The organism is Streptomyces sp. SGAir0957 (assembly GCF_043523415.1).
Genome location: NZ_CP027293.1, coordinates 7849897 through 7862539, shown reverse-complemented (window position 1 = coordinate 7862539; position 12643 = coordinate 7849897). Strand labels below are relative to the sequence as shown.

Sequence of the window (12643 nt, the reverse complement as noted above, 5' to 3'; positions counted from 1 at the left end):
GGCGCTTCCCCGCCCGGCGCCTCCCCGCTCCGGCACTTCCGCGCTCCGCCGCCTCCCCGCTCCGCCGACTCCTCGCCCCGCCCCGCACCATCCGAAAGGCCCCGCATGACCCAGCACCACGCCCCCGCCGGACCGTCGAACGACGCGGACTGGTGGCGGCAGGCCGTCGTCTACCAGGTCTATCCGCGCAGCTTCGCCGACTCCGACGGCGACGGCGTCGGGGACATCGCCGGTGTCACCTCCCGCCTGACCCACCTCGCGGACCTCGGCGTCGACGCGGTCTGGCTGAGCCCGTTCTACCCCTCCGAGCTGGCGGACGGCGGCTACGACGTCGCCGACTACCGCGCCGTCGACCCCCGGCTCGGCACCCTCGACGACTTCGACGCGATGGTCGCCGAGGCCGACCGGCTCGGCCTGCGGATCATGGTCGACATCGTGCCCAACCACTCCTCCGACCAGCACCGCTGGTTCCAGGAGGCGCTCGCCGCCGGACCCGGCTCCGCCGCGCGCGAGCGCTACGTGTTCCGCGACGGCAAGGGCGCGCACGGCGAACTCCCGCCCACCGACTGGCCGTCCTCCTTCGGCGGCCCCGCCTGGACCCGCGTCCCCGACGGCCAGTGGTACCTGCACCTCTACGCGCCGCAGCAGCCCGACTTCAACTGGGACCACCCCGAGGTGCGCGAGGACTTCCACGACACGCTGCGCTTCTGGTCGGACCGGGGCGTCGCGGGCTTTCGCATCGACGTCGCCCACGGCCTCGCCAAGGACCTCGCCGAACCGCTGCGCGACCTCGGCGACGGAGCCGACTACCAGCCCGGCACCCTGCCCGACGACGGCAGCCACCCCCTGTGGGACCGCGACGCGGTGCACGAGATCTACCGGGGCTGGCGCAAGGTCTTCGACGCCTACGACCCGCCGCGCTTCGCCGTCGCCGAGGCCTGGGTCCGCGCCTCCCGGCGCGCCGCGTACGCCTCCCCCGACGGGCTCGGCCAGGCGTTCAACTTCGACTTCCTCTACGCGCAGCTGCGCGCCGCCGAACTGCGCGCCACCATCGACACCGCGCTCGCCGACGCCCGCGGCGCGGGGACGACCACCACCTGGGTGCTCTCCAACCACGACGTGGTCCGCCACCCGTCCCGCTACGCCCTGCCCGACGGCTCCGCCAAGGCGGACATCGAGGCATGGCTGCTCACCGACGGGCGGCGCCCCGCCCCCGACCGGGAGTCCGGGCTGCGCAAGGCCCGCGCCGCCGCCCTCCTGATGCTGGCACTGCCCGGCTCCGCCTACGTGTACCAGGGCGAGGAGCTGGGCCTTCCCGAGGTCGCCGACCTGGCCCGGGACGACCTGCGCGACCCGATGTGGGTGCGCAGCGGAGGGCGCGTCAAGGGGCGCGACGGGTGCCGGGTACCGCTGCCCTGGACCGCAGAGGGCCCGAGCTTCGGCTTCGGCACCGGCGGCTCCTGGCTGCCGCAGCCCGCGGACTGGGGCCGGTACGCGGCCGAGGTCCAGCGCGGCGACGAGGGGTCGGTCCTGGAGCTGTACCGCGCGGCCCTGCGCCTTCGCCGGGCGCTCGTACGGGGCGAGGAGCTGGCGTGGGTGAGTACGGACGAGGAGACCGGGCGCGGGCTGCTGCACTTCGCCCGCGCGGACGGCTGGCACATCGTCAGCAATCTCTCCGGCACACCCGTGCCGCTCCCGGCGGGCGAGGTCCTGCTGGCCTCGACCCCGCCGTCGGACGGTCAGCTGCCGCCGTGGACGACGGCGTGGCTGCGGACGTCCTGACGGCCTGACAGCCTGGCGATCCGAAGTCTGGCGGCCCGGGGTCTGGCGGCCCGGCGGTCCGGCGGTCCGGCGGCTCGGGCCTGCCCAGGTCACCCCGGGTGCGGCGCGTGACCTGAGCGCCCGGTCGGTCACCGCACCCGGGTCACCGTCGCGTGCCGGGTCGTCCCGGCCACGACCTCCACCATCAGGCCGCGCCCGGTCGTCGTGTACGTCTCCCCGTCGTCGGTCCGCGCCCGGCGGCCGGGGCCCGAGTCCGTGATGTGGCGGGCCATGTCCGCGGCGACCTGGGCGATCATCGTCTGCGACAGCAGGTGCCGCCCGTCCGGCAGCCGCACGACGACCCGCAGCGGCTGGACCGCGGGCCCGACGTAACCGACGACCTCCGCGTCGACGGTCTCGCTGTGCCGGGCCGTCCGCCAGACCCGGTCAGGACGGTAGGGCGAGCCCGCGCGCTTCGCGACGACCCCCTCGACGCCCTGCGCCTGGAGCTGCTCGAACCAGACGCGCGCCACCTCCGCGTCGTCCGTCGCGGGCACCGGCCGGATCGGCGGCTTCGCGTCGGCCAGGAGGTCGAGCAGGGCCGCGCGCCGCTCCCGGTAGGGGCGGTCGCGCAGGTCGACGCCGTCCAGGGCGAGGCAGTCCCACACGGCGTAGTAGGCGGGGTACTCCGCGGCGAGCGCGGACGCCCGGCGGGGCGTCGCGTTCCCGCGGGCCTCCGCGGCGGCGAGGTCGAGGCGGCCGTCGATCCACACGACGGCCTCGCCGTCGAGGACGGTCCCGGGGCGCAGCGCGCTCTGCGCGGCGGCCGCGAGGTCCATCCACGCGGTGGTGACGGTGCGCCCGGAACGCGCGTGGCACTTCACCCCCTCCTCGGTGCGGTGCAGGACGAGCCGCTGGCCGTCGAACTTGGGCTCGTACCACCAGTCGGCTCCGGTGGGCAGCGTGGGCACGGACTCGGCGAGCGCGACAGCGACAGGAAACTCCACAGGACAAGGCTTGCCGAGGTGCGCGGAAACCGCAGTCCCGGCTAGGCCGTTCGTTCGTCAGGCCCGGCTGACGCGCGTGTCGCCGCGGGGGCCCGCCGCGTCACCGGGTCGGGAGACCCGTACGGCGGGAGCGGCCCCGCGGGCGCCGGGACCTGAAGCATGGGGCACTCCGCCCGCGCGCCGCGCGGGCGTCCGGGGGAACGACGAGAGGACCGCCCGTCATGCTTTCCGACGACTTCCTGACCGCGAAGGTGCGGCACGCCTTCGACCTGCTCGACACCGACGGCGACGGCGTACTGACCGAGGCGGACCACGTCCTCATGGGCCGCCGCTCGGCGGAGGAGCTGCACAGGACACCGGACCCGTCGCAGGTGGAGGCGATGGTGGCCGCCTACCGCAACGCCTGGCAGCAGGCACATCAGCACCACGCGGACAGCGAGGGCAGGCTCCTGCGGGGCGTCTTCGTCGACTCGGTGCAGGCGCTCTTCGCCGACGCGGCGCTCGCCGACGAGGTCTGCGAGGGGATCCTCCGGTCGGTGCTGAGCGTCGCGGACCTCGAAGGCACCGGAGAGATCGCCCCGGACGCGTACCGGGCCTTCGTCCTGGGGCAGACGCCGCGCCTTCCGCGCGAGGAGATCGAGGAGAGCTTCCGCCGGATCGACCGGGACGGCAACGGCGTCATCTCGAAGGACGAGCTGAAGCAGGCCGTGGTGGAGTACTTCACGAGCGACGATCCCGAGGCGCCGGGGAACTGGCTCTTCGGACGTCCACCGGCGGCGGCCGTCTGACCTCGCGGGACGGGGCTCCTCAGGCCGCCTCGTAGTGGTGGGCGCGGCCACCGCGCCACTTCACCCAGGCCGGGTCGTCGAGGAGCCCTTCGGCGTCCGCGAGCCCGGCGCGCCGGAGGAACTCCACGACGTCGTCGTCCGAGTGCGCGAGGCCGAGAATCCGGCCGCGCGCCGTCACCCGCCGGCCGCCCGTGCGCGACGGCGGGTGCACGATGATCGGGGCACTCGTCATGGCTCCAGGGTCGCCGGTCACCGCCCCTTCCGCGACTTCATGAACCAGGCCACGGCCAGGACGACGAGGATGACGATGATCAGTAGCTTCATGTCGTCCCTGTGCCCGGGACCGGCCCGGTTCAGTCCGCCCTCCTCCGACGCGTCGTTGTTTAAGTTTCACGCATCGGTTAGGCTCGCCCATGATCTTGAAAGTTCAAGTTGTACAGCGAGACGTCGCCCACGCGACCGCCGACCCGCCGGAAGGACCCCCACATGACCTCCGTCCTGACCCGCCCCGCCGCCTCGGACACCGCCCCCGGCAGCACGTCCCCGCACGCCTACGACATCGGCCTGCTGGTCCTGCGTCTGGCGCTCGGGCTGACCATCGCCGCGCACGGCACGCAGAAGCTCTTCGGCTGGTTCGGGGGCGGTGGCATCGACGGCACCGGCCAGTTCTTCGCGCAGAGCGGCTACCCGTCGGGGAAGGCCATGGCGGTCGTCGCCGGGCTCAGCGAGACCCTCGGCGGGCTCGGGCTGATCCTCGGCGTCCTGACGCCGCTCGCCGGCGCGGCCGTGCTCGGCACCATGATCAACGCGCTGGCCGTCAAGTGGGGCGGCGGCTTCTTCGCGCCCGCCGGCGTCGAGTACGAGCTGCTCCTCGCCGCCGGCGCCGCCGGGCTCGCCCTCACCGGGCCGGGCCGGATCGCCGTGGACCGCTTCCTGCCCGGCCTGCGCGCGCACCGCCTGCGCTACGGCGTCGCCGCCGTGCTGCTCGCCCTGGTGCTCGCGGCCCTGGTGCTGCTCATCCGCAAGTAGCGCGGCCCCGCATCACGCCTGCTGCGGGCGGACGGTGAGGATCTGCTCCGCGTAGCCGACCGGGCCGTGCACGTCGTGCAGGACCGTGCTGGTCACGCCGTGCCCTGCCGGGCCGAACGTCACCGTGGTGTCCAGGCCCGTCCAGCGGCCCTCCGGCTGCCGGTGCAGATGGACCGTGAGGTCGACGTTCGGGAACATCCACTCGGCCGGCGACTGCCGCACGGCGATGCCGTTCGCGGTGTCGACCAGGGCGACGAAGGACGCGAGCGCGCTGCTCGGCTGCCCGGCCACGAGCTCAAGCGGCGTGGAGACCCAGGCGGTCGTGCGGCCGGGGCGCGGCGGCGCGGTCGGGCGGACGTCGACCGAGGCAATGTACCCGCCCGGCCACTCGGCGTGCAGCGGCCAGGACGCGAGCCCCTCCGGCGGCGTCAGCGGGTCCGGGCCGCCGCCCGCGATCCGCGCGGTGTCGCCCGGCGCGAGCAGCCAGGCGCGGGCGCGCACCACGGCCCGGCCCGCGATGACCACGACGGCTTCGAGCAGTTCGATGGTGCGGCCGGGCCGTACCGTCTCCACCTGTATCTCGCACTCCTCCAGGCCGAGCCGCCCGAGGATGTCGAAGCTGATCCGCGCGAGCACCAGACCGCCCGGCTCCGGGCGCGCCGCCAGGTGGCGGTCGATGGCGTGCACGACGAGGCCGCCGAGCGGGCTGAAGTGCTGCTCGTCCGGGTCCCAGGCGCCGCTCGCGTGCGAGGTCGGCTTGTAGCGGTGGGTGTCGATCGGCTCGTAGTAGCTGTCGGTGCTCAACGGGCGTGTTCCTTCCGGGCGGTGCGGGACGATCAACGTATCCGAGCGGCCGTCCCGCGCCGGACACGGCACCGCACGTCAGTAGCATGGCCGCATGTTGGCCTACGCTCCGGCGCTCGTGTGTTTCCTCGTGTTCTGCTTCATGGTGCTGCGTGAACGGCGCCGGGTCAGCAACGCCGTGTTCCTCGGTCTGGCGATCGTCTTCGCGGCGACCGCGCTGTTCCTGCGACTGGCGGCGCGGAGACCGCAGTTGGGCAGCGACGTGGCCGTCGCCCTGCTGGTGCTCGCGGCGCTCGGTGTCGTCGCCCTGGCCTGGTTCCTGCTCGCCAACGGCGTCACGATGGTGCGCAAAGAGGGCAGGAGCCCGGCCAACCTGCTGTCCCTGGGCGCGGGCCTCACCCTGGTCGCGCTGCTCGGCCTGCTCGTCACGGCGCTGGTCCTGCACACCCGCACCCTCCTCGTGGCGGCGGCGACCGCCGTCGTGCTCACCGGACTCGTCGTCTTCCTGTTCGCCTGCTTCCTCCTCTACGCGCAGCTCTACGAGCGGCTGCGCATCCGGCGCAGGGCCGACTACGTGGTGGTCCTCGGCTCGGGGCTGATCGGCGGCGACACCGTCCCGCCCCTGCTGGCGAGCCGCCTCGACCGGGCCCGCGAGGAGCACGCCAGGCTGTCGCGGAGGGGGCGGCGGCCCATTCTCCTGACCTCGGGAGGGCAGGGGCCCGACGAGAAACTGCCCGAGTCGCACGCGATGGCCGACTACCTGACGTCGCGCGGCTTCCCTGAGGACCTCATCGAGCGCGAGGACCGGTCGACGACCACCGAGGAGAACCTGCGGTTCAGCAAAGCCCTGATGCAGAAGGCCGATCCGGACTACCGGTGCGTGATCGTCACGAACAACTACCACGTGTTCCGCGCCGCGGTGACGGCCCGCCGCACCGGCGTCCGCGGCCATGTCATCGGCGCCCGCACCGCCTCGTACTTCTGGCCGAGCGCCATGATCCGGGAGTTCGTCGCGCTGCTGCTCACCTACCGCAGGACCAACGCCGCGATCTTCCTCCTCCTCGTCCTCGGCGGCCTGGCGATCTGGTGGCTGGGCTGGTCGCCCGCCGGAACCATCTGAATTCAGCCGGAGTTCCGGTCCGCCTGACGCGTCCGGTGATGCGGCGTACCGTCAACGCATGGACGGCGAGACGTGGTTGGCGTCATGCCACCCTGATCCTGTGGAGGCGCAGCGGCAATGGGACCGGCCCCCGCACGTGGCCCGGATCCCCACCGGGCGCCGCTTCGACGCGCTGCGGCTGACCCAGCCGCTCGGCCTGACCGTGCTGTGGGAGCTCGGCGGCCTCGCCGAGAAGGTGCCGGTCCTTGAGCAGCACAACGAGCCGCGCCCGGTCTTCTACATCCTCGCCCACCCAGCCGACGCCGACGACGACACCGGTGACGCCGACGGCTGGCCGCCGCAACCGCACTCCTCGACCGTCCTGACGACCGGCGAGAGCATCACCGTCCCCTCGCCGAACGCCGACGCCCTCACCGGAGTGCAGCGCCACGCCCTGCTGTGGCGCACCGCCCCGGACGGCAGCGGACACCTGGCCGACCCCGACGCGCTGCGCGCCGCCCTCGCGCGGGCCCGCGACACCGACCGGCAGAGCGCCCGCATCCGCGCGGCACGCTCCGCCTTCTACGGGGCCAAACACCGACGCGCCTAGCTACCGGGGACAGTGCGCCGCGCGCCCCCGGGTCCGTCGGAGCGCCCTGGTGGCGCGGGGGCGGACCGGGAACACTACGGAGGTCGCCCCCGGGCGGCCGCCGGCTCCGCCGCCCCGTATCCCCGTGTCGGCGGAGCCGGCCGATGTCCGGCTCAGTCCGCGTACGGTTCGCCGGGCACGACCGGCGGGGCGCCGTCCGCCGTCTCCGCCACGATCCGCGCGCACAGCTCCGGCAGCGCCATGTGCCGGGCCCGGGCGTCGGAGCGCAGGCGGAGGAGGGCGGCGTCCGGGCTGATGCCGAGGCGGGCCGCGAGCGCTCCCTTCGCCTGCTCGACGGCGATGCGATGGTGCAGCTCCGTCCGCAGCCGGTCGGCGCGGCCGGCCAGCTCCCGGCGGAAGCGGCGGTGCACGATCCCGATGGTGGTGGCGTCGGCGAGCGCCTGGGCCACGCGGAGTTCGGCCGGGCGCAGCCGGCCGGGCGCGGCGGCGAACACCTGGACGGCGCCGACGGCCTCCTCGCGCAGCCGCATCGGCAGGGCGGCGACGGCGCCGAATCCGGCCGCGCGGGCGGCCCCCGTGAAGCGCGGCCAGCGTGCGGCGGCGGCGCGCGTGCCGAGGTCCACCGGGCCGACGGCGCCGTGCGCGGCGCAGCAGTCGCGGCCCGGCCCCTCGTCGAACTCGGCCTCGGCGGCGCCCAGTCGGCGGACCGCGCCGGTGGTGGCGGTGACGGCGACAAGGCGGGCCCGGTCGTCGACCAGGACGACGCCGGACGCGGGCACGTCGAGCAGCTCCACCACGTACGCGGCCATGACGCTCAGGACGTCGACGAGGTGGACGTCGTCCGTGGCCGTGGCCGTCAGTTCCAGCACGGCGCGGGCCAGGCGCTCGTCCCGCTCCGGCTGCTCCATGTGTCGTCCCCCGCGAGACGCGGCCGAGCGCGGTTCCTGGGTGAACCGCGTGACCCTGCCACCATTCTGGCGCCCGCGGCGACGTCGGGGAACGGTTTCGGCACACGTCCTGTTCAGCGCCGGGCGCGCCGGCCGAGCCAGGCCGTGGCGGCGGCGACGGACGCCAGCGCCGACAGGCCCGCGAGGGGGTGTCGGGAGACGGCGGCCTGGAGGGAGCGGCCGTGGGACACGTCGTCGAAGACGCCGTGGGCGCCGTGCACGCCGTCCTGCGTGCGGTCGACGGGTTCGAGGAGGTTGCTCCTGCCGGTCGCTGGGAGCTGGTCGGTCTGCTGGGAGTCGATGCCGGTCCGGGCCAGATAGCGGTCGAGCAGCGCGGGGGCCAGCCGGTTGCCCCAGAGGGTCGCCACCGTGGCGGCGCCGATGTAGTACTGCTTGCGGCGCGGATGGTCCGCCGCGTGCAGGATGCCGCGGGCCGCGACCTCGGGCTGGTAGAGGGGCGCGACCGGCCGCGGATGCCGGGGCAGTCTGGAGGAGACCCACGAGAACTGCGGGGTGTTGAGGGCGGGCATCTGCACGACGGTGACGTGCACGTTGCTCTTCCTGTGCAGGAGTTCGGTGCGCAGGGCCGACGTGAAGCCGTTGACGGCGTGCTTGGCGCCGCAGTACGCCGTCTGCAGCGGAATGGACCGCTCCCCGAGCGCCGAGCCGACCTGCACGATGGTGCCGCGGTCGCGGGGCAGCATCCGCCCCAGCGCGGTGCGGGTGCCGTTGACGAAGCCCAGGTACGTGACCCGGGTCGCCCGGTCGAACTCCTCGGCGGTGATCTCGTCGAAGGGCCCGAAGACGGTGCTGAAGGCGCAGTTGACCCATACGTCGATGGGTCCGAACGCCTGCTCGGCGGCGTCGGCGGCGCTCTCCAGCTGCGCCGCGTCGGCGACGTCGGCGACCTGGACGAGGGGCCGCCCGCCGAGCGACGCCACGTCCTCGGCGGCCGATTCGAGTCCGGCCCGGCCACGGGCGATCAGGACGACGTCGGCTCCGCGCTTCGCGAACGCGCGGGCCGTGGCGCGGCCGATCCCGGCGCTGGCACCGGTGATGACGACGGTCTGGGGCATGGCTCGGGTCAGCTCCTCGCTCAGTGATCAGGGGTCCGTGGTCCGTGCCGTGGGCCCCGGGGCCTCGGCGAGACGGACGGTCGTCTCCAGCAGGAGGGCGTGGACGAAGGCCTGCGGCAGGTTGCCGCGCAGTTGGCGCTGGGCGAGGTCGAACTCCTCGGCGTACAAGCCTGAGGCGCCGCACGCGCCGCGGTTGCGTTCGAACCAGCGGTGCGCCTCGACCTCGTGGCCCTGCTGGTGCTCGGCGAGCGCCATGACGAACCCGCACAGCAGGAACGCGCCCTCGGCGTCGGCGAGGGGCCGGTCGTCGTGGCGGAAGCGGTACATGAAGTGGTCCTGCGCGAGCTGCTCGCGGCAGACGGCGAGCGTGGCGCGCGTCCGGGGGTCGTCGGCGGGCCGGGCGCCCCGCACGGCGGGCAGCAGCAGGGCGGCGTCGACGGCGGGGTCGTCAGGCGCGCGCTGCCAGTGCCCGTCCGGGTGTACGGAGGTGGCCGCCGTCGCGGCGAAGAGGGTGCCGGCGAGCGCGGTGCAGGCGGGGGCGAGCGGATGGCGGGGGGCGGCGTCGGCGAGGGCGCGCAGTCCGGCGACGCAGACGAGGCGGCTGTGCGTCCACACCCGGTCGTCCAGCTCCCAGATGCCCGCGTCGGGCTCGCGCCACCGCTCGCCGATCGCCCGGACCGCGGCGTCGGCGGCCTTCCATCCGTCGGAGCCGAGACGGTCGAGGCGCTGGGCGGCGGCGAACAGGAGCAGCGCCTCGCCGAAGCAGTCCAGCTGGAACTGTTCGCGGACGTGGTTGCCGACGTGGGCATGACCGCCGGGGTAGCCGGGCAGGTCGAGACGCTCCTGGCCGGGGACGGGGTCGCCGTGGACCGTGTAGGCCGGGGTGAGCCGCGCGCCGTCGGCGAGCAGCCGGTCCCCGGTGAAGCGGACCGCCGCGTCGAGCAGGTCGTGGGCGCCCGCGGCGGCCGCGGCCTGCCCCGCGTAGCTCTGGTCGCGGATCCACACGTAGCGGTAGTCGTAGTTGCGCCCGGCCTCCGCGCGTTCGGGCAGGCTGGTGGTGGCCGCGGCGACCATGCCGCCGCCGCGCGTGGTCAGGCCGCGCAGCAGGGTGTAGGCGCGTCGGGCGTCGGTGGCGGCGACGGTGCGGGTCAGGGCGGGTTGCGTGTCGTGCCAGGCGCGCTCGGTCCGCGCCCATTCCCGCTCGGCGCGGGGAAGTGCGGTGGGCAGCGGCAGGTCGGAGCATTCCAGTACGAGGTCGCGTCGTTCGCCGGGCCGGAGCACGAGGTCGGCGACGAGCCCGTCGGCCCCGGCGCGCGCGTCGGGGAGGCCCTGCCAGCGCAGCCGGTGCTCACCGGTCCGCAGCTGCCAGACGCCCCGGTCGTCGCGGTGGGTGTCGGCGAGCGGGGCGCGGCCGTGGTCGGCGCGCGGGTCCAGGACGACGCGCAGGTGGGCGGCGCCCTCGACGGCGTACACCTGCCGGAGCAGGACGAGGCGCCGCTCGTCGCCGGGGAAGGCGAGGGTGTCGCGGCACTCGACGACGCCGCCCGTGGTGATCCAGCGGTTGCGCCAGATCAGGGTGGACGCCTCGTAGTAGCCGCCGGGCACCCAGCGCCCGTGCGGGGTCACGGCGTAGACGCCTCCGCCGCCGATGAGCGAGGCGAACACGGCGTCGTCGTGCCAGGCGGGCGCGCACAGCCAGTTCAGCGCTCCGTCCGGTCCGACCAGCGCGCCCCGCTCACCGTCGGCGAGCAGCGCGTAGTCGTGCAGCGCGTGCGGCGGGAACGCGGTGGAGGGGGCGGTGCTCACGGGTTCGGCCTCCTGGAGCGGGGCTCATGGGCGCCGCGACTGCCCCGACGGGCGGGCCTCGCCGCCCTGCTGGACGCTCGGCGTGTCGGCCGCGGCCACGGGTCCGCCCGTGGACCGCGGGGCGGATACCCAGCTTCGCACCGCGCGGGGCGCCTCGCACCGGGCGGAGGCAGGATCGCGGGGCACGGGGCCGGGTCCGTCGGCGTCCGTTCCGCCGGTTCCGGCGGTGCCGGGCCGGGCCGAGGACGCCCGGGGCCACCACCGCGATCAGCGCCCACAGGGGCGTGCGGTGCTGCCCCGGCCCGGCCGACGACACGTGCGCCCAGTCGGGTGGTCGCCACCGCCCCGGCGTGCGCGCGACCGGCGACCGGCTCACCGTGGGTCGTGTTCCACCCGCACACACATTCCCTCCACACAGATCCACTCGCACCGACGAAGGAGCCGTCATGGCCGATCGCAGCAACCTCGAGGACCCGGCGTTCGACCCGTTCGACCCGCAGGACGATCGGGGCCGTCAGGAGCCGGGCCGGGACCGTCAGGACCGGGAGCGCCGGCGCCGCGAGGACGACACGCAGCCGCTGCTTCCCGAGGACGGCCGGGAGGACGGCTACCGCTGACCCACGGGCAGCGGCGATGTGACGGCGGCGCCCCCGGACCGAGTACCGCTCGGTCCGGGGGCGCCGCTCTCGATTGCGCGCCCTGATCGGGGGCAGAGAAGTGCGCGGAACACAGCGGGACGCGCGACTGGGCGAGGGGGAGCGATGGGTACGGCGACCAAGGTCCCCGAGACCCGCGACATGCGGGGCGACGAGCTGTCCGGCGACGAGGCGTACGAGGCGCTGCGCCGTTACGGCGGCCGCCAGTTGCTGCGGGACGCCTTCGTCCGGTTCCGGTACGCGGACGGGTTCAGCCACGCCCGCGCGCTGGCGCTGCAGACGGTGCTCTCGCTGATCCCCCTCGCGATCGTCTTCGTCGGTCTGTCGACGACGCTGCACACCGAGAGCGTCGGACGGTTCGCGGAGGAGACGATCCACCGCATAGCGGCCGGGCCGAGCGCGGAGGTCGTCGACGACGCGCTCGCCAGGAGCCGCCGGACGGCGGGCGAGGGCACTCAGGTGGCCCTCTGGTTCGCGCTCGCGTTCTCGCTGTCCAACATCACGACCGCGATGTGCCAGGTCGAGCGCGGCGCCAACCGCATCTACGGCAACGAACGGGACCGGCCCTTCCTGCGCAAGTACGCGCGCGGCCTCGTCATGGCCGTCAGCGCCGGGCTTCCGCTGGGCCTCGGCTTCGTCATGATGGTGGCGGGCGGCGACCTGGGCGCGGCGGCCGTCTCCGTCTACGACCTGGGCGATGGTGCCCGCGCCGCCTGGGACGCCCTGCGCTGGCCCCTCGGCCTGCTGCTCGCGCTGCTCTCGGCGAGCGCGATCTTCCGGCGCTCGCCGCGCCGCCGCCAACCGGGTTACACCTGGCTGGCGTTCGGCGCCGCCGTGTATCTGGTGCTGTGGTCGCTGCTGACGTGGGCGCTGAGTCTGTATCTCTCGCTCAGCGGCTCCTTCGACACCGTCTACGGGCCGCTCAGCGCGTTCATGTCGCTGCTCCTGTGGGCCTATCTGACCTCCGTCGCGCTCTTCCTCGGGCTGTCGTTCGCGGCCCAGCTCGAAGCGGCCCGCGCCCTGCGGCCGGGCCCCGCGGAGCCCGACCCGGGCGTGTGAG

General features: G+C 74.7%; 13 protein-coding genes. 7 read left to right on the top strand and 6 right to left on the bottom strand.

Translation table 11 applies throughout. The features are described from left to right. Positions 1 to 105 precede the first annotated feature (105 nt). Positions 106 to 1782, top strand: coding sequence for a glycoside hydrolase family 13 protein (locus C1N81_RS40955; protein WP_394436504.1), 1677 nt, complete (start codon positions 106 to 108; stop codon positions 1780 to 1782). A gap of 128 nt (positions 1783 to 1910) precedes the next feature. On the opposite strand, the gene C1N81_RS40950 is transcribed toward C1N81_RS40955, so the two are convergent. Further along, complete coding sequence (locus C1N81_RS40950; protein ID WP_394436503.1) at positions 1911 to 2768, bottom strand: ATP-dependent DNA ligase; 858 nt, start codon at positions 2766 to 2768, stop codon at positions 1911 to 1913. A gap of 221 nt (positions 2769 to 2989) precedes the next feature. Here C1N81_RS40950 and C1N81_RS40945 point away from each other — a divergent pair, with 221 nt between their 5' ends. Further along, positions 2990 to 3556, top strand: coding sequence for an EF-hand domain-containing protein (locus tag C1N81_RS40945; protein ID WP_394436502.1), 567 nt, complete (start codon positions 2990 to 2992; stop codon positions 3554 to 3556). Between the two features lie 19 nt (positions 3557 to 3575). On the opposite strand, the gene C1N81_RS40940 is transcribed toward C1N81_RS40945, so the two are convergent. After that, positions 3576 to 3788 (bottom strand): hypothetical protein, encoded by a 213-nt coding sequence (locus C1N81_RS40940; protein WP_394436501.1) that lies wholly within the window; start codon positions 3786 to 3788, stop codon positions 3576 to 3578. A 254-nt stretch (positions 3789 to 4042) separates the two neighbouring features. Between C1N81_RS40940 and C1N81_RS40935 the strand changes: the two genes are divergently transcribed. Next, on the top strand, positions 4043 to 4585 hold the full coding sequence (locus C1N81_RS40935) for a DoxX family protein (RefSeq protein ID WP_394436500.1): 543 nt from the start codon (positions 4043 to 4045) through the stop codon (positions 4583 to 4585). A gap of 12 nt (positions 4586 to 4597) precedes the next feature. Here the strand turns inward: C1N81_RS40935 and C1N81_RS40930 are convergent, their stop codons facing one another. Beyond that, positions 4598 to 5389, bottom strand: a complete 792-nt coding sequence (locus tag C1N81_RS40930) for a thioesterase family protein (RefSeq protein WP_394436499.1) — start codon at positions 5387 to 5389, stop codon at positions 4598 to 4600. A 94-nt stretch (positions 5390 to 5483) separates the two neighbouring features. On the opposite strand from C1N81_RS40930, the gene C1N81_RS40925 reads away from it, so the two are divergent. Continuing rightward, positions 5484 to 6509 carry a YdcF family protein gene (locus tag C1N81_RS40925; RefSeq protein WP_394436498.1) on the top strand — a complete coding sequence of 342 codons (1026 nt, stop codon included), beginning with the start codon at positions 5484 to 5486 and terminating at the stop codon, positions 6507 to 6509. Between the two features lie 58 nt (positions 6510 to 6567). Further along, positions 6568 to 7098 (top strand): hypothetical protein, encoded by a 531-nt coding sequence (locus tag C1N81_RS40920; protein WP_394436497.1) that lies wholly within the window; start codon positions 6568 to 6570, stop codon positions 7096 to 7098. Between the two features lie 152 nt (positions 7099 to 7250). On the opposite strand, the gene C1N81_RS40915 is transcribed toward C1N81_RS40920, so the two are convergent. The 3 genes from C1N81_RS40915 to C1N81_RS40905 form a co-directional block, all read right to left on the bottom strand. Continuing rightward, positions 7251 to 8006, bottom strand: coding sequence for an ANTAR domain-containing protein (locus tag C1N81_RS40915; RefSeq protein WP_394436496.1), 756 nt, complete (start codon positions 8004 to 8006; stop codon positions 7251 to 7253). 113 nt (positions 8007 to 8119) lie between these two features. Continuing rightward, positions 8120 to 9121 carry an SDR family oxidoreductase gene (locus C1N81_RS40910; protein ID WP_394436495.1) on the bottom strand — a complete coding sequence of 334 codons (1002 nt, stop codon included), beginning with the start codon at positions 9119 to 9121 and terminating at the stop codon, positions 8120 to 8122. 27 nt (positions 9122 to 9148) lie between these two features. Continuing rightward, positions 9149 to 10927 (bottom strand): glycoside hydrolase family 15 protein, encoded by a 1779-nt coding sequence (locus C1N81_RS40905; protein ID WP_394436494.1) that lies wholly within the window; start codon positions 10925 to 10927, stop codon positions 9149 to 9151. A gap of 446 nt (positions 10928 to 11373) precedes the next feature. Between C1N81_RS40905 and C1N81_RS40900 the strand changes: the two genes are divergently transcribed. Both C1N81_RS40900 and C1N81_RS40895 read left to right on the top strand, forming a co-directional pair. Further along, the gene (locus C1N81_RS40900) at positions 11374 to 11544 is read left to right on the top strand and encodes a hypothetical protein (RefSeq protein WP_394436493.1); all 171 of its coding nucleotides are present in this window, start codon (positions 11374 to 11376) and stop codon (positions 11542 to 11544) included. A gap of 144 nt (positions 11545 to 11688) precedes the next feature. Continuing rightward, a complete protein-coding gene (locus C1N81_RS40895) occupies positions 11689 to 12642 on the top strand; it encodes a YihY/virulence factor BrkB family protein (RefSeq protein WP_394436492.1) in 954 nt (317 codons plus the stop codon). Position 12643 lies beyond the last annotated feature (1 nt).